Annotated in this window: 25 protein-coding genes and 1 tRNA gene; 8 read left to right on the top strand and 18 right to left on the bottom strand. The window is 32.5% G+C overall.

The window, feature by feature from the left end:
• Nucleotides 1-41 precede the first annotated feature (41 nt).
• On the top strand, nt 42-512 hold the full coding sequence (locus CLV33_RS09075; RefSeq protein WP_042246875.1) for a hypothetical protein: 471 nt from the start codon (nt 42-44) through the stop codon (nt 510-512).
• Here the strand turns inward: CLV33_RS09075 and CLV33_RS09070 are convergent.
• From CLV33_RS09070 to tgt, 6 genes are all read right to left on the bottom strand, one after another.
• Nucleotides 509-1,693 carry an asparagine synthetase B gene (locus tag CLV33_RS09070; protein WP_105473664.1) on the bottom strand — a complete coding sequence of 395 codons (1,185 nt, stop codon included), beginning with the start codon at nt 1,691-1,693 and terminating at the stop codon, nt 509-511. The two genes, CLV33_RS09075 and CLV33_RS09070, sit on opposite strands and share 4 nt — an antisense overlap.
• 122 nt (nt 1,694-1,815) lie before the next feature.
• Nucleotides 1,816-3,360, bottom strand: a complete 1,545-nt coding sequence (gene dnaB / locus CLV33_RS09065; RefSeq protein WP_105473636.1) for a replicative DNA helicase — start codon at nt 3,358-3,360, stop codon at nt 1,816-1,818.
• 166 nt (nt 3,361-3,526) lie between these two features.
• On the bottom strand, nt 3,527-4,480 hold the full coding sequence (locus tag CLV33_RS09060; protein ID WP_042246869.1) for an acetyl-CoA carboxylase carboxyltransferase subunit alpha: 954 nt from the start codon (nt 4,478-4,480) through the stop codon (nt 3,527-3,529).
• 67 nt (nt 4,481-4,547) lie between these two features.
• Nucleotides 4,548-5,447: a DMT family transporter gene (locus tag CLV33_RS09055; protein WP_105473635.1), complete on the bottom strand. Its 900-nt coding sequence runs from the start codon at nt 5,445-5,447 to the stop codon at nt 4,548-4,550.
• A complete protein-coding gene (locus CLV33_RS09050) occupies nt 5,434-6,510 on the bottom strand; it encodes an LptF/LptG family permease (RefSeq protein ID WP_105473634.1) in 1,077 nt (358 codons plus the stop codon). The genes CLV33_RS09055 and CLV33_RS09050 overlap by 14 nt, the downstream gene beginning before the upstream one ends.
• Nucleotides 6,511-6,553: 43 nt before the next feature.
• Nucleotides 6,554-7,684 carry a tRNA guanosine(34) transglycosylase Tgt gene (gene tgt, locus CLV33_RS09045; RefSeq protein ID WP_105473633.1) on the bottom strand — a complete coding sequence of 377 codons (1,131 nt, stop codon included), beginning with the start codon at nt 7,682-7,684 and terminating at the stop codon, nt 6,554-6,556.
• Between the two features lie 163 nt (nt 7,685-7,847).
• Between tgt and CLV33_RS09040 the strand changes: the two genes are divergently transcribed.
• The 3 genes from CLV33_RS09040 (at nt 7,848) to CLV33_RS09030 (ending at nt 10,494) form a co-directional block, all read left to right on the top strand.
• Nucleotides 7,848-8,693 (top strand): transketolase, encoded by an 846-nt coding sequence (locus CLV33_RS09040; protein WP_042245880.1) that lies wholly within the window; start codon nt 7,848-7,850, stop codon nt 8,691-8,693.
• A 108-nt stretch (nt 8,694-8,801) separates the two neighbouring features.
• Nucleotides 8,802-9,755: a transketolase family protein gene (locus CLV33_RS09035; protein ID WP_105473632.1), complete on the top strand. Its 954-nt coding sequence runs from the start codon at nt 8,802-8,804 to the stop codon at nt 9,753-9,755.
• 151 nt (nt 9,756-9,906) lie between these two features.
• Nucleotides 9,907-10,494, top strand: coding sequence for an outer membrane beta-barrel protein (locus CLV33_RS09030; RefSeq protein WP_105473631.1), 588 nt, complete (start codon nt 9,907-9,909; stop codon nt 10,492-10,494).
• A 200-nt stretch (nt 10,495-10,694) separates the two neighbouring features.
• On the opposite strand, the gene CLV33_RS09025 is transcribed toward CLV33_RS09030, so the two are convergent.
• The gene (locus tag CLV33_RS09025) at nt 10,695-11,642 is read right to left on the bottom strand and encodes an FKBP-type peptidyl-prolyl cis-trans isomerase (RefSeq protein ID WP_105473630.1); all 948 of its coding nucleotides are present in this window, start codon (nt 11,640-11,642) and stop codon (nt 10,695-10,697) included.
• Nucleotides 11,643-11,724: 82 nt separating this feature from the next.
• Between CLV33_RS09025 and CLV33_RS09020 the strand changes: the two genes are divergently transcribed.
• Both CLV33_RS09020 and CLV33_RS09015 read left to right on the top strand, forming a co-directional pair.
• Nucleotides 11,725-12,096: an RNA-binding S4 domain-containing protein gene (locus CLV33_RS09020; RefSeq protein WP_105473629.1), complete on the top strand. Its 372-nt coding sequence runs from the start codon at nt 11,725-11,727 to the stop codon at nt 12,094-12,096.
• A gap of 30 nt (nt 12,097-12,126) precedes the next feature.
• Entirely contained in the window at nt 12,127-12,630 is a 504-nt protein-coding gene (locus tag CLV33_RS09015; RefSeq protein ID WP_105473628.1) for a phosphoribosyltransferase family protein, read from the top strand.
• Here CLV33_RS09015 and CLV33_RS09010 read toward each other — a convergent pair.
• Nucleotides 12,622-13,143, bottom strand: a complete 522-nt coding sequence (locus CLV33_RS09010) for a shikimate kinase (RefSeq protein ID WP_105473627.1) — start codon at nt 13,141-13,143, stop codon at nt 12,622-12,624. The genes CLV33_RS09015 and CLV33_RS09010 overlap by 9 nt on opposite strands.
• 140 nt (nt 13,144-13,283) lie before the next feature.
• On the opposite strand from CLV33_RS09010, the gene CLV33_RS09005 reads away from it, so the two are divergent.
• Nucleotides 13,284-13,356 (top strand) — tRNA-Lys (locus CLV33_RS09005).
• A 511-nt stretch (nt 13,357-13,867) separates the two neighbouring features.
• Here CLV33_RS09005 and CLV33_RS09000 read toward each other — a convergent pair.
• From CLV33_RS09000 to CLV33_RS08980, 5 genes are all read right to left on the bottom strand, one after another.
• The gene (locus CLV33_RS09000; protein WP_105473626.1) at nt 13,868-14,893 is read right to left on the bottom strand and encodes an AraC family transcriptional regulator; all 1,026 of its coding nucleotides are present in this window, start codon (nt 14,891-14,893) and stop codon (nt 13,868-13,870) included.
• A 47-nt stretch (nt 14,894-14,940) separates the two neighbouring features.
• Nucleotides 14,941-15,099 carry a lmo0937 family membrane protein gene (locus CLV33_RS17845; protein WP_105473625.1) on the bottom strand — a complete coding sequence of 53 codons (159 nt, stop codon included), beginning with the start codon at nt 15,097-15,099 and terminating at the stop codon, nt 14,941-14,943.
• 545 nt (nt 15,100-15,644) lie between these two features.
• Nucleotides 15,645-18,644: a PAS domain-containing protein gene (locus CLV33_RS08990; protein ID WP_146109729.1), complete on the bottom strand. Its 3,000-nt coding sequence runs from the start codon at nt 18,642-18,644 to the stop codon at nt 15,645-15,647.
• Nucleotides 18,645-18,649: 5 nt separating this feature from the next.
• A complete protein-coding gene (locus CLV33_RS08985; protein WP_042245904.1) occupies nt 18,650-19,096 on the bottom strand; it encodes a response regulator in 447 nt (148 codons plus the stop codon).
• Between the two features lie 17 nt (nt 19,097-19,113).
• Nucleotides 19,114-19,668: a helix-turn-helix domain-containing protein gene (locus CLV33_RS08980; protein ID WP_042245906.1), complete on the bottom strand. Its 555-nt coding sequence runs from the start codon at nt 19,666-19,668 to the stop codon at nt 19,114-19,116.
• Nucleotides 19,669-20,078: 410 nt separating this feature from the next.
• On the opposite strand from CLV33_RS08980, the gene CLV33_RS08975 reads away from it, so the two are divergent.
• Nucleotides 20,079-20,264 (top strand): CsbD family protein, encoded by a 186-nt coding sequence (locus tag CLV33_RS08975; RefSeq protein ID WP_042245909.1) that lies wholly within the window; start codon nt 20,079-20,081, stop codon nt 20,262-20,264.
• Between the two features lie 128 nt (nt 20,265-20,392).
• Here CLV33_RS08975 and CLV33_RS08970 read toward each other — a convergent pair whose 3' ends face one another.
• The 5 genes from CLV33_RS08970 to manA all read right to left on the bottom strand — a co-directional run bounded on the left by CLV33_RS08970 (nt 20,393) and on the right by manA (nt 25,388).
• Nucleotides 20,393-21,292, bottom strand: a complete 900-nt coding sequence (locus CLV33_RS08970) for a YihY/virulence factor BrkB family protein (protein ID WP_105473623.1) — start codon at nt 21,290-21,292, stop codon at nt 20,393-20,395.
• 1 nt (nt 21,293) lies between these two features.
• Complete coding sequence (locus CLV33_RS08965; RefSeq protein ID WP_105473622.1) at nt 21,294-22,643, bottom strand: dihydrolipoyl dehydrogenase family protein; 1,350 nt, start codon at nt 22,641-22,643, stop codon at nt 21,294-21,296.
• Nucleotides 22,644-22,843: 200 nt separating this feature from the next.
• Nucleotides 22,844-23,377, bottom strand: a complete 534-nt coding sequence (locus CLV33_RS08960; RefSeq protein ID WP_105473621.1) for a lipid-binding SYLF domain-containing protein — start codon at nt 23,375-23,377, stop codon at nt 22,844-22,846.
• A gap of 124 nt (nt 23,378-23,501) precedes the next feature.
• On the bottom strand, nt 23,502-24,035 hold the full coding sequence (locus CLV33_RS08955; protein ID WP_042245916.1) for a DUF421 domain-containing protein: 534 nt from the start codon (nt 24,033-24,035) through the stop codon (nt 23,502-23,504).
• Nucleotides 24,036-24,179: 144 nt separating this feature from the next.
• Nucleotides 24,180-25,388 (bottom strand): mannose-6-phosphate isomerase, class I, encoded by a 1,209-nt coding sequence (manA, locus tag CLV33_RS08950; protein ID WP_105473620.1) that lies wholly within the window; start codon nt 25,386-25,388, stop codon nt 24,180-24,182.
• Between the last annotated feature and the right edge of the window lie 21 nt (nt 25,389-25,409).

Below are 25,409 nucleotides of genomic sequence, written 5' to 3'. Positions count from 1 at the left end.
ATTTTTATCATCTATAAAATAAAATTCAATACCTTATTAGAATGAAATTTAAGTTTTTAATTCCTATTGTAGCTCTATTTTTTTTAACAAGCTGCAATGTAAATAACGATGATGATTTAGACGCACTAAATCAACAACAAGAGCTACAGATTTACCAATGGCATTTAACGAATGTATCTGGTGGTGTTGACGGGATTGATATTGATTTTGAAGCAGATACCATAATTTGGGTTTTTAGTGTAGATTTTGTTGGAAATGGTAATCTTGAAGTTGAAAATAACAATACAGATGATACATTAGAAGACGGTCTTGATACCGGAACGTATCCTGTTTCTATTCCTGTTTACGATAATCAATCTATACTGTTTGTAGATGGTAATGAATTTGCTGGGGTAGTAACTCCCACTGAACAAGACTTAATAATGAACCAAAATATAAAGTCTACGGGTGAAACCAGTTCCGATGGTTTTATTTATACCTTTAAACGCAAAATAGTTGTAGAAAGTAATTAAGTTTTTTGTTTCTTTTTCTTAGCCGCCGGAAATAACACGTTATTTAAAATTAAACGATAACCTGGTGATGTAGGATGCAAATCTAATTCTGTTTTAGCGTCACCAACACGGTGTTGATAATCTTCAGGATCGTGCCCGCCATAAAATGTAAAAAAGCCTTTACCCTTAATACCGTGAATGTATTTAGCTTCTCCGTTGGTTTTATTCTCTCCCATAACCAATACGTTAGACTTTATCTCGTCTCTAGTAAAAGCTGTAGTTTGTCCCATAAACCCCTTAACTAAAGCTGTATGGTTTTGGCACAACATAGTTGGAATAGGATCCCACTTTGCAGAAAATTCCATAAGGGAAAAATAATCTGTTGTTTTAGATATTGTGCGTTTACGTGTGGTATCTATAGACGAAAACTCGTAAACCTTCGGACTAGTTTCTAGCAGAAAGTTTGTAAAGGCAAACGTTTTATTAAAATCTATTTTATTTTGGTAAGCAGGATCGCTACCATCGCCATCAAACATTGGTTCGCAAATATCTACACCTTCTGCGGCTAAAGCAATATCAAAACTATCAGTTGCACTGCACATGGCAAACATAAAACCTCCACCTAAAACATAATTGCGTATTTTTAATGCTACATCTAGTTTAGCTTTAGAGACTTTACTATAACCAAGTTTTGTTGCCAAAGCCTCTGCATCTTTCTTTTCTTGAATATACCAAGATGAGGAACGGTACATACCATAAAATTTTCCATACTGGCCCGTAAAATCTTCGTGGTGTAAGTGCAACCAATCAAATAATAAAAGCCCATCATTTAAAACTTCCTCATCATAAACAGTTTCGTATGGTATTTCGGCATACTTTAATACCATGGTAACCGCATCGTCCCAAGGCAGTTTTCCTTTTGGCGTGTAAACTGCTATTTTTGGTGCTTTCTCTAAAACCACAGCTTCCATATTTTGGCTAGGGCTTGCTATTTCCTCTAAAATACTTTCTGCTTTTGCATTGGAAATTACTTCAAAAGATACCCCACGAATTTGACATTCTTGTTGAATAGCCTCAGTATCTGGCAACAAAAAAGAACCACCTCTGTAGTTAAGCAGCCACTTTACTTTTAATTGTTTTTCTAAAGTCCAAAACGTTATACCATAAGCCTTTAAATGGTTTTTTTGACTTTCGGCATCCATAGGAATTAAAACATACGAAGCATATGTTTTAATGCTAAAAAAAAGTATTAGTAAAAAAAATAAAAGCTTTTTCATAAGCCGAAAGATAAAGAAAAAAACAGCCTTAAGTAACTAACCAAATGTTAAAAAGGCACATCGTTATCATCGTCTTCATTATTAAAGGAACTACCAAATGCTTGGTCTGGACTTGCTGTAAACCCATCGGTTTTAAAAGTGTCGTCATTGGCAGCTGCATTCATTTTACTATGAAACTCAAATGGTGAATCAAAATCATCAAGGTTATCAAACTTACCTAAATGACCAATAAACTTCAATCGGATGTTTTCCAAACCACCATTTCTATGCTTTGCAATAATAAATTCGGCTTGTCCTTCGGTTGGAGAGCGTTCTTCATCGTCCCATTCATCAATTTTATAATATTCGGGCCTATAAATAAAGCTTACAATATCTGCATCTTGCTCAATTGCACCAGATTCACGTAAATCTGATAGCAGCGGTCTTTTACTGCCTCCACGCGTTTCAACAGCACGCGATAATTGTGATAACGCAATTACAGGAACATTCAATTCTTTAGCTAAGGCCTTTAAGTTTCTAGAAATCATGGATATTTCTTGCTCACGGTTTCCTGCATGACTGCTACCACCTGTCATTAACTGTAAATAATCAATCATAATGAGTTTAATACCGTGCTGCGAAGATAAACGGCGCGCTTTTGCCCTTAAATCGAAAATGGAAAGCGATGGTGTATCGTCTATAAATAAGGGGGCTTTTTCAAGATCTTTAACTTTCACGTTAAGTTGTTCCCACTCATGCTTTTCCAGCTTCCCTGTTCTTAATTTCTCTGAAGACAAACCAGTCTCACTAGAAATTAAACGGGTAATTAACTGAACAGAAGCCATCTCTAAAGAGAAAAAGGCTACTGGAATATTTTGGTCTACAGCAATGTTTCTGGCCATAGAGAGCGTAAGAGCCGTTTTACCCATACCAGGTCTTGCTGCTACAATAATTAAATCGGAGGGTTGCCAACCAGAAGTTAATTTGTCTAGCTTATGAAATCCTGTTGGAATACCACTTAATCCCTCTTTATTAGAAATTTCCTCTATTTTCTTTTTGGCTTGAATTACCAACTCCTGAGCCGTTTCACTAGATTTTTTTATGTTACCTTGAGTAACCTCGTAGAGTTTAGATTCTGCTTTGTCTAACAAATCGAAAACATCTTTGGTTTCATCATAGGAGTCTTCAATAATTTCGTTTGAAATTTTTATTAAACTTCGCTGTATAAACTTTTGAAGTATAATGCGGGCATGAAACTCGATATGTGCAGAAGAAGATACTTTCTGGGTTAGTGAAATAAGGTAAAAATCGCCTCCTACTAATTCTAGTTTTGCGTTTTTCTTTAATTGTGTAGAAACGGTTAATAAGTCTACAGGCTCACTGCCTTCAAATAACTGAAAAATAGCTTCGAATATAAGTTGATGGGCTTCTTTGTAAAATGCATCTGGACTTAAAATATCAATTACTTCATCTACCCCTTTTTTATCAATCATCATCGCTCCAAGTACAACCTCCTCTAAATCAATTGCTTGCGGTGGTATTTTTCCTCTCTCAAGATTGATAAGCGTACTTTTATCTACTTTATATCCTGTTATTTGGTTTGGTTGTTTCATAGCTACGAAAATAGATAATAAATGCGTTTCTTTTTTACAAATGCTGTTTTGGTTGTGAACGCTTCTTTAACAAAATAACTGTTAATAACTTAATTCTATTGTGAATAACCATAAAAAAAACCTGAAGCAAAAACTTCAGATTTTTTAGCTTTTGGTTATAAAGGAGTTACCCTTTGAATACTCCCATGTTAGAATATTTTTCCATACGTTGGTTTACCAAATCTGTTGGTGATAAGTTTTTTAACTCGCCAAAATGTTTTTCTATGGCTGTTGTAACGGTTTTAAAGGTTTTATCTCTATCTCTATGAGCGCCACCTAGAGGCTCTTTAATGATACCGTCTATTAACTTTAACTTTTTCATATCAGTTGCTGTTAATTTAAGTGCTTCTGCAGCAGTTTCTTTATATTCCCAACTGCGCCATAGAATAGATGAGCAAGACTCTGGTGAAATAACCGAGTACCAGGTGTTTTCTAACATTAACACCCTATCGCCTACACCAATACCTAAGGCACCGCCCGATGCACCTTCGCCGATTATAATGGTGATTATAGGCACTTTAAGACGTGTCATCTCTAAAATATTTCTTGCTATGGCTTCGCCTTGTCCGCGCTCCTCAGCCTCTAGCCCTGGGTAAGCTCCTGGAGTATCCAATAGTGTTACAATTGGAATACCAAATTTTTCAGCAGACTTCATTAATCGTAATGCTTTACGGTAACCTTCGGGGTTTGCCATACCAAAATTTCTGTACTGCCTTGTTTTTGTATTGTAGCCCTTTTGTTGGCCAATAAACATATAACTTTGGTCGCCTATTTTACCTAAACCGCCAATCATTGCTTTGTCGTCCTTAAAGTTTCTGTCTCCATGAAGCTCTAAAAAACTATCGCCACAAATGGCATTTATATAATCTAAGGTATAAGGCCTGTTAGGATGTCTGGATAACTGAACACGCTGCCATGGCGTTAGGTTTTTGTAAATATCAGTGGTCGTTTTTTTTAACTTTTCTTCTATTTGCCCACAGGTTTCCGTAACATCAACTTCACTTTCTTCTCCAATAATTCTACATTTTTGAAGTTGGTCTTCGAGTTCTTTAATAGGTAATTCAAATTCTAAATATTCCATAGGAATTTAATTCAGTTTTAAGTTAGCATACAAAACTAAGCAAATTATTTTGTTTCAATTTTAGAAATCAAGGTATTTGTTTTCTTTTAAACGCATGTTTGTTTTTTAAAACACCATTTAACAATACAGTTCCTATAATAATTGTAGCACCATAATAAAAAGCTGTACTCATTTTTTCGCTCTCTGGATACAACATTATAGCAATTAAAATACCATAAATAGGTTCCAGGTTATAGGTAAGTACCACTGTGTAAGGACTTATAAGCTTCATTACATAAACTGCGGCAATAAAAGCATAGGCTGTACATACAGAAGCTAATAAAAATAAATACCAAAAATCTTTAGAACTTAATTTAAAAAAATTAGATGAAAACCCTTCCTCGAAACACAATATGAATATTGAAATAAATAGCACTCCACTTATAAATTCGTAAAAGGAAATAACCGTTGCAGAATGTTGTTTAAGAAAAACACCGTTTAATACCGCAAATAAAGATGAAAAAAATGCTGACGATACACCTAGTAAAATACCTGTAATATATTTTATTTCGCCTTGAGTGATGATGAAAACTCCCGTAATTACCAATACACCAAATACCATTTCGTAGCCTATAATTTTTCTCTTGTAGAATATGGGCTCTATAATAGATGCAAAAAAGGCTCCAGTTGAAAACATAGCTAAGGCTATGGATATGTTGGCTGCATCTATGGCTGCAAAAAAGGTTATCCAGTGTAAAGCTATAATTATACCAGCAATAGATAGCCTTATGAGAGACCTTAAATCTATTGATAATTTTATACCTCTTACTTTTATAAACAACAACATTAAAACTGCTGCCATAGACATACGAAACCACACTAATGGAATTGCAGAGATAGAAATTTCCTTACCTAAAATAGCCGTAAAGCCAGCTATAAACACCAAAAGATGTAAATGCAAATAGTTTTTGAGTTTATCGCTTAGCATTATATAGAAGATATAGAGCTAAAATACCAAAAATGAAATTAGGAAACCACACCGCTATAACCGGAGGAAAGTTGGATTGTTGTGCCATAACTCCAAATATTTTATCGAAAAACACAAATATCATGGCGATACATATACCAAGTGCCAAGTTTACTCCCATACCGCCTCTTCGCTTTATAGACGATACGGCAACTGCTATAATGGTTAAAATAAAAATGGAAACTGGTAAACTCCACTTTCTGTACAGCACCAACTTATAGCGCCCAATATTAGAGGAGCCCCTCGCCTCTTCTTTCTTAATAAAATTAGTTAACTCTGGGTAAGACAATGTTTCTGCGATATAGATAACAGGTGTAAGATCTTCTGCTTCAAAAGAAAACAAGGTATCTTTTCGCCTTTCAATTTCTAAAGTATCACCCAACGCACCTACTTGTCGTTTTACATAATCAATTAATCTGTAGGTGGTATCTTTGTCTATATACCTGATACTTTTAGCGCTTATTTTGTATACTAACTCGTTATTTTCTAAATGTTCTAAAGTAAAATTCTGTCCTAATTTATTCTTAGAATCGTAGCTGCTTACATAAATAAAATCGTTATCATTAATTTGCCTGTAAACATTTTTATTATCTACAGCACTCCTCCCTTGTTTAAAGTATTTATAATCGAATTCATTAAAGCCTTTACTTGCCTCTGGTGCTAAAAACATACCTAAAAAAAGAGCGAAAAGCGCAGTTATAGTAGCACCGTACATGTAAGGCTTAAGAAATCTTGAAAATGATACTCCAGAACTTAAAAAAGCAATAATTTCGGTATTATTAGCCAGTTTGGAGGTAAACCAAATTACAGATAAGAATAAAAACAGAGGAAAAAGCAGGTTTGCAAAATAAATAGTAAAGTCTAGGTAAAAGAGTGCAACCTCATCAAATGGCACATCGTTATCTAGTATCTTTCCTATTTTTTCTGCAAGGTTCACTGTAATTCCAATAGGAATAAACAGTAGTAACATCATTAAAAATGTAAATAAATAACGTTTTAATATGTACCAATCTAATATTTTCATTCTTTAGTAGCCTTTTAAAAAAGGTATTACTCGTGTTTTTTAGTTAAAGCCTATTATCCATTTGCTTTACCATTTTGTTTTTCCACTCAGCAAAATCTCCGGCTAAAATATGCTTTCTTGCCTCACGAACCAACCAAAGGTAAAAGCCTAAATTATGTATGGTTGCAATTTGTTTTCCTAAAAGTTCGTTTACAGAGAACAAATGTTTTAAATAGGCTTTACTGTATTCTGTATCTACAAAAGTAATTGCCATTTCATCAATAGGGGAAAAATCGTTTTCCCATTTTTTATTTTTAATGTTTATAGTACCATAAGCCGTAAACAACATGCCATTTCTGGCATTTCGAGTTGGCATTACGCAATCAAACATATCAATACCTAACGCAATATTTTCTAAAATATTGATTGGTGTACCAACGCCCATTAAATATCGTGGTTTATCTTCGGGTAAAACGTTGCAAACCACCTCTGTCATGGCATACATTTCTTCTGCTGGTTCTCCTACCGACAATCCTCCTATTGCATTACCTACTGCGCCTGCATTGGCAATATATTCGGCAGATTGTATTCTTAAATCTTTATAGGTACTACCTTGAACTATTGGAAAAAAAGCCTGATTATAATCGTATTTAAGCGGTGTTTTTTCTAAATGGTTAATACATCTATCTAACCAACGATGCGTCATGTGCATTGAGCGTTTCGCATAATTATAATCGCAAGGATAAGGCGTACACTCATCGAACGCCATAATTATATCGGCACCAATACTGCGTTGAATTTCCATTACATTTTCTGGTGTAAATGTATGGTAACTTCCGTCTATGTGCGATTTAAATTTTACGCCCTCTTCCTTAATCTTTCTATTTGCTGAAAGGGAATACACTTGGTAACCTCCAGAATCGGTTAAAATATTTCTATCCCAATTCATAAATTTATGTAAACCACCTGCTTGTTCTAAAATTTTAGTTTGGGGCCTTAAGTATAAATGATAGGTGTTTCCTAGAATAATGTCTGGATTAATATCATTTTTAAGTTCGCGTTGGTGCACACCTTTTACACTTGCAACAGTTCCAACGGGCATAAATATTGGAGTTTCAATAACACCATGATCGGTTGTAATTTTTGCTGCTCTTGCCTTACTTTGGGCGTCTTTTTTCTTTAATTCAAATTTCATACACATAAAAACAAGTGAGCAAACCTACATATTTTAAATCAAAAAAAATAAACTTATTGAATCTACTTAAATCTTTAAGTAAATTTATATAAAATAGCACATTATTAGTTTGTAAAACTATCTTATTCCTCTATTTTTGTGGCGCAAAACATAATCATAAAACATGCCAAACATTAAACACTTAGAAGATATTTGTACCCAAGTACGAAGAGATATCTTAAGACAGGTACATAAGGTGAATTCTGGTCACCCAGGAGGTTCTTTAGGATGTACAGAATTTTTCGTTGCTCTTTACAACGAAATAATGGATAGAAAAGACACATTTGATATGGACGGAATTGGGGAAGATTTGTTCTTCCTATCTAACGGACACATTTCGCCCGTGTACTACAGTGTATTGGCTAGAGCTGGTTATTTTCCTGTAGAAGAATTAAATACATTTAGACTTATAGATTCGCGTTTGCAAGGGCACCCTACTACGCATGAAGGGCTTCCTGGAGTTCGTATTGCCTCTGGTTCTTTGGGCCAAGGCATGTCGGTTGCTATTGGTGCAGCACAAGCTAAAAAATTAAATAATGACGATAAACTTGTGTACTCGCTACATGGAGACGGAGAGCTACAAGAAGGCCAAAACTGGGAAGCCATTATGTATGCTGCTGGAAAAAAAGTAGACAACTTAATTTCTACCGTAGATTTAAACGGACAGCAAATTGATGGTGCTACCGATGATGTATTACCTATGGGAGACATTAAAGCTAAATTTGAAGCTTTTGGATGGACTGTTTTAGAAATTGAAGACGGTAATAATTTAGAAGCTGTTTTATCTGGAATGGCAAAAGCTAAAGCCGAAACTGGAAAAGGAAAACCTGTTTGTGTTTTATTAAAAACGGTTATGGGGAATGGTGTTGATTTTATGATGCATACCCACGCATGGCATGGTAAAGCACCAAACGACGAACAATTAGCTGAAGGCTTAGCACAAAACCCTGAAACCCTAGGCGATTATTAAAAGCCCCTTCTAACTTCCCCAAGGGGAAGAATGATAAAACAATGAAAAACACAAACTTTAAAATACAACCCATATAAAATCACACTTAAAGCGTGATTAGGGAGACTTATGAAAACATATACATACACTGAAAAAAAAGATACAAGAAGTGGTTTTGGAGCTGGTTTAACAGAACTTGGTAGAACCAACCCTAATGTAGTAGCACTTTGTGCAGACTTAATTGGCTCTTTAAAAATGAACGACTTTATTAAGGAAAACCCAGAGCGTTTTTTCCAAATAGGTATAGCTGAAGCCAATATGATGGGTATTGCTGCTGGTTTAACTATTGGCGGTAAAATACCATTCACAGGAACTTTTGCAAACTTTTCTACAGGTAGGGTTTACGATCAAATTCGTCAATCTATTGCCTATTCTGGTAAGAATGTAAAAATATGCGCATCGCATGCGGGTTTAACTTTAGGTGAAGACGGTGCTACCCACCAAATACTTGAAGATATTGGTATGATGAAAATGTTGCCGGGAATGACGGTGATTAATCCATGCGATTACAACCAAACCAAAGCAGCTACCATAGCCATTGCAGAACACCAAGGTCCTGTTTATTTACGATTTGGTAGACCATCGGTTCCTATTTTCACACCAGAAAATCAAAAGTTTGAAATTGGTAAAGCTATAAAGTTTACCGAGGGTAACGATGTAACTATTGTTGCTACCGGCCATTTAGTTTGGGAAGCCCTAGAAGCATCAAAAGCGTTACACGAACAAGGCATAACAGCCGAAGTTATTAACATACACACTATTAAACCTTTAGATGATGCTGCTATTTTAGAATCTGTAGCTAAAACAGGATGCATTGTTACAGCCGAAGAACACAATATTTTAGGTGGCTTAGGAGAAAGTGTTGCACGAGTATTGGCTACAAATAATCCTGTACCTCAAGAATTTGTTGGTACTAATGATACCTTTGGCGAATCTGGAACTCCAGCGCAATTAATGGAAAAATACGGACTGAATAGTGCCGCAATAATTAGTAAGGCTAAAAAGGTTATGTCTAGAAAGTAAAAGCGTTACATTTTTAGCTTTAAGCGTTATTTCATAAAAGTTCTGTTAATTAAATTAGCAGAACTTTTTTATTTATAATTTGTTACAATTAAAAATAATTAACGTTTGGCAACGTTTTTGTTATTGTAAATCAAATCTAAAAACGAATATTATGAAGAAATTAATGTTATTTACCGCTTTAACGGTACTATTCTCAACAGTTGCTTTTTCCCAAACCGCTACCGGTTTTGGCTTAAAAGGCGGATTAAACTATAGTGGTAATGGAGATTACTTTGAATCTATAGGTTCTAATGCAGAAAATCCAGATAGAAATATTGGCTACCATGTTGGTGTTTTTGGTAAAATTGGAAAAGATATATACTTAAGACCTGAATTGGTTTATACTAAAACTAAAAGTGATTATAATAGTGACGCTTTTGAAATGAGTAAGCTAGATTTACCTGTTTTAGTTGGTATTAAAGTAATAGGACCAATAAGTGTTTTTGGTGGGCCTTCTTTTCAATATATACTAGATTCTGAATTTAATAATATAAACATAAATGATATAGAAAATGATTTTTCTGTAGGTTTAAACTTTGGAATTGGTTTAAATTTAAATAAGTTAGGTATCGATTTAAGGTACGAACGTGGTTTTAGTAATAATGAAGCTACATTTATTAACAACAATATAGGCGGTGTAGAAAGTAGATTGGATACAAGACCAGACCAATTGATTTTAAGTTTGTCTTTAGTGCTGTAAAACTAAAAAAATGACTGTTGGGTTACTAAATTATTTGGTAAAAACAACTAAATACCCAACAATGAATAACACATTGACTACTTATTGCTAAAGCATTTATTAAAACTAAAGTAACCGCAATAAAATTTAAGTGTAGTAAACTTTAGCTAGATAAATAATGTAGAACAAACAAAAAGGCTCACCATTGGTGAGCTTTTAGTTTACACGTTAGATTCTGTAGCTTCAGGATCTAAATATCTTGGTATCCCATTTGGGCCAATATCATTAGTTGGGTCGCCATCATTATTAAAATCCTCATTAATGGTTAATACGCCATCGCCATCGTCGTCATTATCAAAATAATCTGGAATACCATTCCCATCAGTATCATCATCCGTTTCATCTGTTAAATCATCAAAATTCACTATAAACTCTCCATCATTGTTTAAATCCTCTAAATAAGAAGGTATACCATCAGCATCATGATCGTTTATGGTACTTTGTAACAACTCAAACTTAAAAACTAACGGAGAATATGCTGAAATCCCTGTTGTTGTACTTGAAAAATAACCTAACCCAGAAGGTATAAACATAACTCCGGTACCGTGATTTAAGTAATTTACAGTACCATCACTATTTTCAACAAAATTTTCAGCTATTTTAAACTGCGGCAATACTTTCCTCCAAGCAGGTATTAACGATGTTAAATCAAACTCCACAGGTGTAACGGCACTATCAAACACCTCATCGTCTAGAGTAAATCCTTCGTAAGTAACAAAAACATTATCACAAAAATTTGGTGATTTAGACCCATTACCTTGGTTTAAATTTAAGATATAATATTCGTAGTCGGTTTCTGCAAAAACCAAAGATATAGGATTACCAACGGCATTTATAAGTAAAGAATCTGCATCGCTAGTAATAACTTCATCTGTAATTTCGGTTATCACCAAATCTGCTATTTTTGGATTAGAATTACCTTCAAAAGCACTCTTGTTATAAAAATGTGTAGATAGGTAATTAATTATAGAATCGTTATCTGCTATTTGTTGCTCTGCCCTATCTCTTATAACAACTTCAGGAATATCAGTACTATCATCATCATTATTACAGGAAAAAAAACCAAGTGTAATGCATAATACTAAAAAACCAATTTTTCTTAAACTCATTATTGCTTATTTTTGAGCCGCAAGATACAATTTTAATACAATCTTGTGCAAGAACATTAACGTTAGTTTTTACAATAATTGTATGCGTATTGATAAATATTTGTGGTGTGTAAGGTACTATAAAACCAGAACCTTAGCTACTACTGCCTGCAAAAAAGGACATATAAAAGTAAATGGCGATGTGGTTAAACCTAGTAGGGAAGTTTATGCTACCGATAAAATAGAACTGCGTAAAAACCAGATAAATTATCAGTTAACAGTGAACGATATTCCTCCAAACCGGGTTTCGGCAAAACTTGTAGACATTTATAGGACCGATACCACGCCTAAAGCACAGTTTGAAGCCCAGGAACTGCTAAAATATTCTAAAGATTATTACAGGAAAAAAGGTTCGGGCAGACCCACCAAAAAAGATAGGCGAGATATTGATGATTTTAAAGATGAAAATGATTAATTTTAAACTTTTATTGTTAATAATAAGCGCATGGACTTAAAGGATAATGTAATTTTAAATCACAAAGAAATTCAGCATAAAATAAGACGTATTGCGTTTCAAATTTATGAAAGCAATGTTGATGAACCTGAAGTTATTATTGCCGGTATTGGTAATAATGGTTTTGTTTTTGCTAAAAAACTAAAGGCTGTTCTTGAAAAAATATCTGACATTACACCTGTACTCTGCAAAGTTATTATTGACAAAAAAAATCCGCTTTCAGAAATATCAACATCCTTAAGCCCAGAGGAGTACACCAATAAATCTGTTGTATTGGTTGACGATGTTTTAAATTCTGGAACTACGTTAATATACAGTGTAAAACATTTTTTAAACGTACCCTTAAAACAGTTTAAAACTGCTGTTTTGGTAAATAGAAACCATAAAAAATATCCTGTAAAAGCAGATTTTAAAGGTATTTCCCTATCTACATCGCTACACGAGCATGTAGAGGTAGATTTTAAAGGAAAGGCACACCAAGTAGTCTTAGAATAATGCTAAGATAATATCTTCTACAATCTCTGATTTTTCTTTATGGTCGGTTACAATATGTATTTGAGCCTTATTGTAGAATTGAGAACGCTCAAATAAATGTTTTGCTATAAAATCTTTTAATAATGTTTCTGTTTCTATATGCGCTATTAAAGGACGTTTTGCTTTCTTTTTAAATAGCTTTTTTGATAAAAATGATAAAGAACCTTTTAAATAAATAGAGGTTGCATGTTCTGTATTTAAAATAACATCCATATTGTTACCATAACAAGGGGTGCCTCCTCCTAAAGATAAAATGGTGTTTTCCTTTAACTGCAAAAGTGCTTTTAAATACTCGGTTTCTTTTTTTCTAAAATAGATTTCTCCTTTAGTTTTAAAGATTTCGCTTACGGTTGCATTCTCTTTAGCTTCAATAAAATCATCTAAATCAATTAAATTATAGTTTAATTTCTTTGCCAGAATCTTACCAACTGAAGATTTGCCCGATCCCATATATCCTATTAAAACTATTATCATTTTATCGCTATTAATTGATTATTAAAAACATAGATTATTGCGATGCAAAAAAACAAAAAATTATATAAAAAAAGTATTGTTTTATTAATTAAACATTATATATTTGCACCCGCTAACGACAATTGGTTAGTATAAAAAATGACCGGGTAGCTCAGTTGGTAGAGCATCTCCCTTTTAAGGAGAGGGTCCTGGGTTCGAGCCCCAGCCCGGTCACAAAAATTATTTAAAACAAAACCTTGTTAATTTAAAATTAACAAGGTTTTTTTATTTTAGGTTAAAATGTGAACTTAGGATATTTGGGGGATCAATCTCAAAAGTTGTGTGCAAATTGAAAGTATAGTTTGATATTTGCTAAAAAAACTAAGCATCGGAATTATCTTGGATCTATTACAACTATTGTGGTTAAGCAAAAATTCTGGTTAGTCTAAAAAGGAAGAAATCTATGTTTTGGACACTTCTAAACTAAGGCCTTAAAGCTTTTACAGCTTGCTTATTTAAAAATGATGAGCATTATTTTTAATTATAAGAAAAAAATCCGCCTAAATACAGACGGATTTTCCTAATTAATAACTCCCTATTATAGATTATAAATCTATGCTTTTTACCCTTAAATTTTTATTACAGTAGCTTTAAAGTATATTGTATACCAATTACAATAAAACATCCGTTTTAGCTTCCTCAATCATTATTAATGATTTACAATACATAATTTGAGTTATTACTTTTATGCTGAAATTGGTGATACTTTTTGGGCATCCTTATAATCTTTTGGGTTACAGTTATATTTTTCCTTAAATATTTTTGAAAAGTAACTTCTACTTGAGAAACCTATACTATATACAATTTCAGAAATATTTAAATCGGTGGTTTTTATAAGTTCTTCGGCCTTTAAAACCCTTACTTCTCTAATATATTCTGCAACAGTACGCCCATGCATTCCTTTAAAACCTTCTTGTAGCTTAGATGGTGAAATACCAAACTCTAAACATAATACTGGTATTGATAATTGTTTGTGATAGTTATTTTTTACGAACTGTGATGCTTTTTTTATAAGTTCCATATCCCGCATAGTTAAGGAACCTATAGGAATTTGCCTGTGTTTATCTTCGGCATGTTGCTGTATTTCTAAAGCTAAAATAACATGAACCAAACCTTGTACTAAAAGACTTCTAACTATACCTTTTTGCTTAATGGCATTTAGCTGTTGTATTTTTTCGGCAATCTTTAAATTTTGTGAACCTATGTACACAAAGTTTTCTTTAGCATCTTCATTAAAAAATGTATCCAGTAGCTTACCTTTTAAATTATCTTTTCCGTTAGCCTTAGTTCTATTACTAGTTTGCACCGAAATTAATGTGATTTTAGAACGTTCGTTTTTATTAAAGTACAATTTGTTTACATCACCTAATTGGCTAGTTAAAATACCCGTTTGAAAATTTTCTAAAGTTCTTTGCTTTTCATTTGCACCAAAACTATGACCAAGACTCCCCTCTGAACAGTACGCAAAATATATTGGGTTTTTATTTGGTGTATCTACCGATACTACAACGTCATCAGAAAAAGCCATATCAAACTCAATATAAGATATACCGCCTTGAAGAGCAATACCTTTAATATTACCGTTACCAATTTCGTTTTTAATATCTAAAATATACTCTTTGGATGCTTTTGTAATAGTACCACCAAAATTAAATTTTAGTTGTTTAAACATAGCTTCAATAGTATTTGTATTCAAATTTGTCGTTTTCATATGTTTGGTTTTATTTTTATTGTTGTACTCTATTCGTTCTATTCGGTTTACTTAAAATCATTTTTTATGCTTAATACTTTTACTATGGCTATTATGGCTGCCAATACCAGTAATAAATGGATTAATAATCCTAATTCGTAGAAAAAAAATCCTATAACCCATCCTATTAAGCATAACAAAATAATAATGTACTCTATTCTTAACATTGAGAGATAATTAAAAATTAGCTGTCTGTGGCTTTGTTTAAAAGTTTTGGCTTATTAAATAAAAGCTTTGAAAAAACACTATTAAAAAAAGTTTTAGCCTTCTTTATATTAGAAGTCTTTGGTATAGATTTGCCAACCCTTGCAAATTGTCTCGATTCTAATTTTATGCTATGTTTCATAATATTTATAGTTAAGGTTAATGATTTAAGAAGCGCTCTTTTAACTATAGTGTAAATATCATACCGATTAGCGCAAAAAGTGTTACAGAATTATGTCTTTGTGTTATAAAACTTTAGTTTTTAGGTGAAGAAGTGTTAAAAAAAACACAATTTGCTAACAATATGTTTAAAAACCTTATGAAAAGAAGGCTTTTTTAGAAAATTAATGAACTAGTTATCTTGAAAAAACACAGTTTTTTATGTACATACAAGATTATAAATAGTATTAACAATTAAATTATAGTGTATGCTCGTAAATAATTAGAAGTATACCAAGGTTGAAAAATTAAAATACTAGACGCTTTAAATTTGTGGAGAGTCTTTAATTTATGCTGGAAAATAAACAACAAATTCTGAGCCCACACCCACCTCTCCTTTGGCAAAAATATATCCGTTGTGGTTTTCTACAATTTTTTCACAAATTGCCAAACCTATACCCGTACCCGAATATTCTGTTTTTTGGTGCAAACGCTGAAATACCTCAAATATCTTTTTAGAGTATTTAGTATCAAACCCAATACCATTATCAATAAAAGAAATTCTGTGGTATTTTTTACTTTCCTTTATGATATGCTTTGGAAGCTCTGATGCAGATACCTTCTTATATACTATTTGCACTTTAGGAGCTTTATTGGTACTCTTATATTTAAGTGCATTAGATAATATATTGGTAAACAATTGTTCTACTTGAAAAACAACACCCTTTATTTTTGGCAATTTATCTGCAATTATGGATGCATTGGCTTCTTTTATTCTATCGGCTAAATCGTCTTTTACTTTATCTAAGGCTTGGTTAAGATTTACTTTCTCGAAGTCTTTTTTAGTGCTATCTATTCTAGAGTAAGTTAACAAGTTAGAGATAAGAGCTTGCATGCGCGTAACGGCATTCTTTATCTTACCGAAATAAACTGTTCCTTTTTCTGAAAGTTGGTCGCCTTCCCTATCCTCTATTCTCGACACAAATAATTGTAACTTGCGTAATGGTTCTTGTAAATCGTGACTTGCTACTCGGTTAAACGATTCCAACTCTGCATTAGAACGGGTTAACTCGCGATTTTTTAATTTTAAAAACGCTTCGGCCTTTATATCGTCTGTTACATCTTGTATTAAACCAAAAAGATATTCATCGTCATTATAGGTATCGAAATGGCCGGTGAATTTAAAATATTTAACCGTTTCGTTTTTGGTAATTATCCTGCACCTAAAAGGCTTAAACGTTTTGGAAACTAAAATTTTATTAATATTCTTTTTAAAATTTGATAAGTCATCAGGGTGTACAAATGTAAAATACGCCTTGGGCGTGGGTGCAAACTCATGTGGTTTACAGTCTAACATTCTATATATATTATCTGAAATCTCAGAACTATTATTTGTAGTATTTACTCTAAAACTCCCCATTTTCCCTAATACTTCTGCATCTTCTAAAAAGGTGTTTTGAAATTTTAAGTTATCGTTAGATTGTTTTAGCTTATTTTCAAACTCTACAACAGCTGTAACATCTTGTACTACACCAACTACCACTGTTTTATTATTCTTTTTAATAAACTGTCCGTTAGTTTTTAAATACTTAACGTTCCCTTGTTTTGTAATAATACGGTATGTATGTTCTTCTATTCTCTTGTTTTTTGCAATCTCCAGTCCTTTTTTGTCGTATTCCTGCAAATCGTCAGGGTGAATAAAACTTCTATAGGTTTTAAATGATAATTTAAATTCATTAGGCTCGCAGCCCAATAACCTGTAATAATTATCAGATAGTTCTGAAACATCATCATCTATATCCCATATATAGCTTCCTGTGGCAGCTAATATTTCAGCATCTGCAAAAATTGTATTTTGCACAGAAAGCCTTTCGTTAAGTTGTATTAACTGGTCTGATCTTTTCTTCTCTTCTGTAATATCTACAGTAGTTACAGTTACACCATCACCTAGTTTAATTGCTGTAGCCTTAAACCATTGCTCATAACCATTTTCGTAATATGGTACTTCATAAGTTATTGGTGTTTTGGTTTCTATGGCCTGCACTAAATTCTCAAACACACCATTATTAAAAATACCAGGAAATATTTCAGATGTTTTTTTATTTTTTATTTCACTTGGAATATCGCTGGTTATAGGGTTTATTTTATCGTTTACAAATAAAATCTCAAAATCTATAATAGCGTTGTTCTTGTCTCTTATACTTTTAAAATGCATTACTACATGAGAGATACTTTTAAATAGGTTCCCTAAAAATGCTCTGTTATCAAGTAATTCTAGATTTTGTTTTTCTAAACGTTTTTTTAATTCAAGTTGTGCTGCTTTTGTTTTTTCCTCGTATGTAGCGTTTCTGGAAGTAATAAGTATACCATTTAGTAAAGGAGTTACCAAGGTATAAAACCACATTTTTTTATTTTTTACAATTACCCCTCTATCTAGCTCAACTTTTTGGTTTTCCTTATAACTTTTCACCAACTTATCAAAATCGCCATTATCTACTAAAAACGGAAACGTTTCTGTAAATGTTTTTCCTGTAATAGCCTTAGGTTGTAATCCTAAGTAATCGTAATTACGGTTGTTGGCAAATACAATTTTAAAATCTTTAATATGGTTACTGTTGTGGGCATCAAATATGGGTTCATAATAGTTTACAATATTATCTGTTGTATTTAGTACCGTTTTTAAAAAGAATTCAGACTTTCTAATCTCTAATTTATTAAGATATATTTTGTAAAATGAAATGATAAAAACAAAAAGTGCAAAAAACGCTAATACTAAAAGCACTATAGGCGCAGTAGATTTATGGGATTTATAAACTATTTCCCTTTTCTTCAGTAGGTTTTCCTCTTGCTTTTGCATTCTGTTTTTAATGCCCCTAATATCAAATAGCGTTTTGTTTATTTTAGATTTTTGGTTTTCCCTAATTTCAAAAGGTACTGCATTACTAGTGTAAGTAATCGAGTCTAAATTTATAAGTTGGGAGTAAAGTGAGTTTAATAACGCTTTTAGAGGTTTTAGGTGCGCACGTTGAGATTCGTTATCGCTAACAAGAAATTCCAAATTATTAATTACCGTTTTACCCTCTTGTTTATAAGCTGCAATAGTGCTATTTGCGGCCTTGTTTTTTAGTATTTCATTTCTAAATTCCTCAGAATCGGCTTTGGAGTAATGTGAGGTTAAATCGCCAATGGCATTATAAACTCTAAGCGTATGGGCAACCATATCGGCAGATTCCTGCATGCGCATAATTTGCTTGTAGGCCATACTTGTTGTAAACAAAAGTAAAGCTACTGCTATAATTAATAATACTATATATGTTTTTGAAGACTTATATATGCGCTTAAGATCCATGTGTATTATATACGAAATAGAAAGGTGTCTTTGTTTAAGTTAGAGGTATGGTACTGCCAATTTAACTGTAACACTTTTTCTACTACATCTCGCAATTTACTAAAACTGTGGGGCTTATTTACGTAAATGTTTGCCCCATTTAAAAAAGTTTCTTCAATATCTTTTTCCGAAGAAGATGTTGAATATATTGCTACACACAAGTCTTTTAGTTTAGGGTTTTCTCGTATTTCTTTTAAACACTGCAGTCCATTTTTTATAGGCATGTTTAAATCTAAAAATATCAAATTAGGCATTAAGGCATTAGGCAAGGTGAGATAATCCATTAGCTCTTGTCCGTGGTTAAATAAAGACAGTTCTGTTTTTATAGATATCTCGTCTATAGCTTCAACAAAAAGCATTCTGTCGTCCTCGTCGTCATCTGCTAAAACAACATTAAGTTGGGTTGTGCTCATTTGTATTGTTTTAACAGTTATTGTATTTTATATTGTTTCTTCTTCTTCATTATATTAATAAATGCACTTGGTGTTAATCCTGTGGTTTTTTTAAACTGTCCAGATAAATGCGCTACGCTACTATAATTTAAACGGTACGCAATCTCGGTTAATGTTAAATTGGTATTGCACATAAACTCTTTAGCCAAATCTACTTTTCTAAGAATTGCATAATTTTCTATAGATGTATATGTATTTTCAGAAAACACAGTTGATAGGTATGTGTAAGAATAATTTAAAGTATCTGCTAAGTAAGAAGATAACTTTAAGTGTTTGCTTTTTTCATCCTTAAGCATGCAGTCAATGGCATGTTTTATTCGCTCTACTAACGTTGATTTTTGATTGGTTAATATTTCTATGCCATATTTTTGTAAAGCCGTAGTAAGCGTTTTATACTTATTATCGTTTAAATCGCCATTAACAGTTACTTCATTAACACTGTGGATGGTGTATGAAATATCCAAAGCATCTAAATGCTCACTTACAAAATTTTTACACAATGTATCGAAGTCGTATTTCACAAAAAGTTTCATTCCCAAATAATCATACTTAATTGAACCGAATAAAGATATACTATTTTATTTAGTATTGAAGATTTTTTTTACTTGAAATTTCATCATACTAAAAAATACAACTTAATGAAAAACAAATACTTACATTAAAAATAAGGATATTTCGCAATAGTGCAATTTATTAGAACCTATGCTACAAAAACAAATTATTAAACAAAATCCTGAATTAACAAGCTTTTTATTTAACAAGAACAAACAAAGCCATTAAAAGATTAAACTTACAGATATAACAGATTTAGTATTAATACTATTGAAACGTATTTTTTAATGTATTGCATTAAACATTATTGCTTTTACGATAACATAAACATCTTTATTTCAGTAATTTACAACTGTAAAATTAACTGATTATTTAATTTAATAACAACAAAATGAATAAAGAACAATTAGAAGGTAAGTGGAAACAGGTTAAAGGCAAGTTTAAGCAAAAATATGGTGATTTAACCGATAATGATTTAAAATATTCAGAAGGTAAATTTGACGAAATGTTGGGCAATCTTCAAGAAAAAACAGGAAAGAAAAAAGAAGAATTAAAAAAAGAAATTGAAAACCTGTAACAATTCATTAGATTAATAGTAAATAGGCTGTCTTAAATTTTTTAAGATGGCCTATTTTTTTTAACAACATATAACTTTCACAAAAATTAGTTTCTAAACTTAGTTTTGCAATTCAAAAAAAAAACCAATTACCCAAGAACCTTTGTGCTGCGTTTAATACCCAAGCCATATCTTTTAGCGTATATCCATGTAAACTCTGCGCCGAAAAAAAGAATTAAACAAGAATAAGACACCCAAAGTAATACTAAAACTATTGTTCCAGCTGCACCATATGTAGAACCAGGATCAGCCGTTCCAAAATAAAATCCCAGTAAAGATTTTCCTAAAACAAATAACGTTGATGTTATTAAAGCACCAATCCAAACTGTTTTCCAGTTTATTTTAGCATCTGGTAAATATTTAAAAATTAATGCGAACAATAACGTTATAATGCCTACAGACACAATAAAATCTAACGCAAAGGCAATGTAAACCAACACATCTGGTAACGTACTTTTAATGTAGCTGTTTAGAGCAGAAATAGCTGCGGTTACCAAAAAACTGATTAACAATAAAAAACCAATAACTAAAATAAATGCAAAACTTCGGGCACGGTCTAGCACTATTTTTTTATAGTTAATTTTATCATTTGATGTTATTTCCCAAATTTGATTTAAAGAAATTTGTAAATGATAAAATACTCCCGTAGCACCAAAAATTAAAGTCCCTATTCCAAGTATAGTAGCTATGGTATTTTTTTCTTTATTTTGTGTATCAAGCATCATAGATTTAATTGAGGCAGCGGCATCCCTACCCAGAACACTAGAAATCTCATCTGTTAATTGCCCTTGTACAATTTCTACGCCCCAAAAAAAACCTACTAGGTTAATTATAATAACTAAAAGACCTGGCATTGAAAGTACTGCATAGTATGCCACCACTGCACTTAAACGAAATGGGTTATCGGCATTCCAAGCTTTAAAAGTATCTAGCACTAAACTAGGTAAATGGTTAATCTTAAACTTATCTGTTTGTTTTTTAGGTTCCATACTACAACATATCTTTAATATCATTACACCAAGAAGGATAAGTAAATACGAGCCCTTTTATATCATTTGCAGTCATTTTTTTGCTTATAGCCATTGCAAATAAATTTATAGTTTCTGCAGCTTGTGGGCCCAATAAATGTGCGCCAACAATTTCATTAGTACGCTTATTCATCAATATCTTATAAGCATAAGCCTTTGTATTAATGCGTTTTGCATTATACCAATCTGAAGCAGATTTATAATTAATTATTATGTTTTTGTAACGCTTTTTGGCCTCTTCTTCATTAAGACCTACAGAAGCTAAATTTGGCAGAGTAAATACAACTGAAGGCACTAAAGGAGTATCAATTTTTTTTGTATTGCCATTTATAATATTTTCGGCTACTATGTTTGCCTCCATACCAGATAATGGTGCTAAGGGTTTACTGTGGGCAGATACATCGCCGCAGGAATAAACATTTTTATTCAATGGGTTTTGCATAAAGTGATTATAACTAATACCCGCGTTAGTATAGGCTACATTTCCTTTTTCTAAATTAAGAGTAGCTATGGCTGGAACCCTTCCAGATGTATTAATTACCATTTGGGCTTTAATAGCTATTTTTTTATCGGCTTTAATATATTGTACCTTAAAATTCTTTTTCAGCTTTTTAACCTTTACAACTTCGGCATTAAAAACGAACTTGATTCCTAATTGTTTCGAAATATCAATTAATTCTGAAACCAAATCGTCATCAAACTGATTTAAAACGGTAGCGTTATGGTCTAGCATAGTAACCTTACTTCCGCACCGTGCAGCCATATGTGCAAACTCCATAGCTATATAGCCTGTACCAATAAATATAATGTGTTTGGGTAGTTTTTTTAGGTTAAGAAAATCGTCGCTTGTTTTAAGCAAGCTATTGCCCTTAAAGTCTAATTTTCTTGGAATATTGCCTGTTGCTATAACAATTTTTTTTGCGCTTACTGTTTTTCCTTCAACAGTTAAAGTGGTCTCATCTATAAATTTGGGAGATTGATGATACAGCTCAATACCTAATTCTTCTAAATTGTCTTCAACAGCTTTGGGTATAAACTCTGTAAAAGTTCTTTTAAATTTCTGTAATGCTTTCCAATTTAATGTAGGGAGAGACACAATACCTTTTCCTTTTAAATTTTTGGAGAGCTCTAAAACTTCTGTAGGACCTAAAATAACTTTTTTAGGATCGCAGCCTCTATTTGCGCATGTGCCTCCAAACGCTCTATTATCGGCTATGGCTACTTTTAATTGTTGTTTTGCACATTTTTCCGCAACCAATCGTCCCGCTACACCACTACCAATTACAAAAACATCAAACTCTTTTTTATCCATATTTAAATGTAAAATTATGGTTGGTTTTAGGATGACTTAAACGCTATAAATGTTAACACTATACGCTGTTCAATTTTTATATAATGCCTATTACATATTAAGTAATTGCATAAAAAAAGCCATCTAAAAAAAGTATAGTTTACAATGAAACTATACTTTTTTTAAACGACTTTAATCTGTTTTTTTTAAACTACTCTATTCTATTTAAAAGCGTCGTATTCAAATTTTTGTCCGCCCACAGATATATCTGCCATAAATCCAGCCTTTGGAAGTGCAAAAACTAGTACACCGTCATCGTAATCTACATTTTTCGATTTACCTTCATCTGCAACAACTGCAGACACTTGAGCAGAAAATTCATAATTACCTTCCTTAAATTTTGCTAGAGCAGCATCGGTTTCGAAGAAAATAACTTCTATTACAGCTTGTCCACCGGCTTGAAGACCAATATTTACTTTTTTAAGACTTGTCATCCCTACAGCACCTCCGTTTTCATAAACTACACCATTGCCACTGGCTCCACCAATAATTAATCCGCCTTTACCAACATTTGGAAAAATAGCATAGCCTGATGAATTCTCGAAAAATTTTTCGATTCCAGCATCTTTTTCTATCAAGGTTGCTTTGGCTTTTTCGGCATCTGCCATTATTTTTTTGTCTTTCTCATTTTGGGCTGCTACCATAACCGTTATAAATAGTAAACATGTAGCCCACACTATTTTTAAATTTTTCATAATACTTTGTTTTAATGTTATATTTAAAAATAGCCATACATTGTGCTAAGAACTAACTCAATTAGTAAAACAATTAGCGCTATAAACCTTGTTAACAACAACTTAACACAGGTGTGAAGAAATATTAAACATTTTCTTTATTAAAAAATAGGCTTTGTGTGTTTACATCTTTAAGCAATTGTGGTTCTACCTTTTTGTTTTCATTATTATGAATCACGGAAACATCGCCAGTACTTTCAAAAATTACTGCTTTTACCTCATTAAAATCATGAACATTTGCCTCTCTTAACTTAGCTATTAAATCTGCTTCACCAACATTGCAGCGCTTCATTTTTTTATGAAGCATCTTTCCATTCCACATAATAATTTGGGGCTTATTCGTAAAAAGTTTCTGTAAGATTTTAACTTTTCTAATTAAAAATGAAAATAATGTTTGAAAGCCTATAATTGTACCTAGTGCAACACCGCCTTTTACAAGAGAATAATTGGTATTTAAAATTACCGATGCCATTACAGAGCCTACGGCAATTGTGGATGCAAAATCAAAACTAGACATTTTAGCAAACGTACGCAGCCCGAAAATTCGTGTAATGACGATAATAATCGTAAAAATTACAATTATTGATATTATTAACCAAAGTGCCTCTTGAAGATCCATAACCATTAAAGTTTACGGACAAGGTATTTTTCTTCAAGATATTAAATTAATGCTTTTGAATTTATTGCTGACTTATTTAGAAATTATACTATTAAGTATCACTAATTATAAAAACTGTTTTAGATTTTTAATAAAGAAATGGAATTATGCTTCTGGTGTTGTTGCTTTAAAAAGTATAGCTGAAGATTTAGCGGCTATAATATAACTACATTTAGCCAAAATTAAAGCCGATTGCCCTTTGCTTAAATTGATAGAAGCACCTTCTTCTTCAAATAATTCTACTTCGCCTTCAAGCACTATAAGTATTTGCGCACTATGCGAATTTGATTTATAAACATCTTGATTAGTAAGCTTAATTTGGCTCAACTCAAAATCGGGTGCTGGACTTTTATAAATGCGCTCTAAGCCGTCCGATTGTGCTTCACCTTTTAAAATATTTGGTACTGTTGCTTCAAACGTTACATGTTTTAACAGTTCTGGTACATCAACATGCTTAGGCGTTAAACCACCTCGTAATACATTATCAGAATTTGCCATAAGCTCCATATTCTGACCTTCTAAATACGCATGTGGAATTCCTGCATCTTGAAATATAGCTTCGCCTTTTTCAACTTTAACAATATTAAAAAAGTAAATAGAATATATTCCTTTATCTATTACTGAATCATCTCCTGTATCAATAGCTTTTGCTGCCCAATATGCGGGATCGGACTTACTTAATTCTCCTTTTTTATAAAGCGGCAGTATTCTATCTACTAAAGGTTTTAACGTGTTATTTGTTTCTTCTTCAGTTTGTTCCATTACCGTACGATACAAGCCTAAATAGCCTTCTTTTTCGAATATTGGTAACAGATCCGTAAACTCAGGAACTGAACTTAGCACGTTTCTTAATTTATCTTCTGTTAAAAACCCATGTAGCAACCAAAACTCGCTTAATGCCACCATAATTTCAGGCTTATGGTTATCGTCTTTATAATTTCTGTGAGACGCATTTAATGGGATGCCTAACTCATTTTCGCGTTTAAATCCTTTTTCTGCTTCTACTTTAGTAGGATGCACTTGAATAGATAACATATCGTTTACATCAAGTACCTTAAACAAAAACGGTAACCTCCCAAAAACATTAGTTACTTTAGCTCCTAAGCTTTCCTTTAATTGGTTGCTTATAAACGTATCTAGGTTAACCGACCCATTTTCACTCTCAACTACCGATGGTGCGTTAACATGTGCTCCCAACCAATATTCGGCATATGGTTTGTTTTCTGGTGTTATGCCTAATAAACTTGGGATATACTGATTACCACCCCATGCATAATTTTGAATCCTCCCCTTTAGAGCAAAAATCTTTGTCATAATCTTTATTTTCTTTTTAAT

Source organism: Jejuia pallidilutea, assembly GCF_002973595.1.
GTDB classification, from domain to species: domain Bacteria; phylum Bacteroidota; class Bacteroidia; order Flavobacteriales; family Flavobacteriaceae; genus Jejuia; species Jejuia pallidilutea.
The sequence above is the reverse complement of the archived record's forward strand: the minus strand, read 5'-3'. Positions and strand labels throughout refer to the sequence as shown.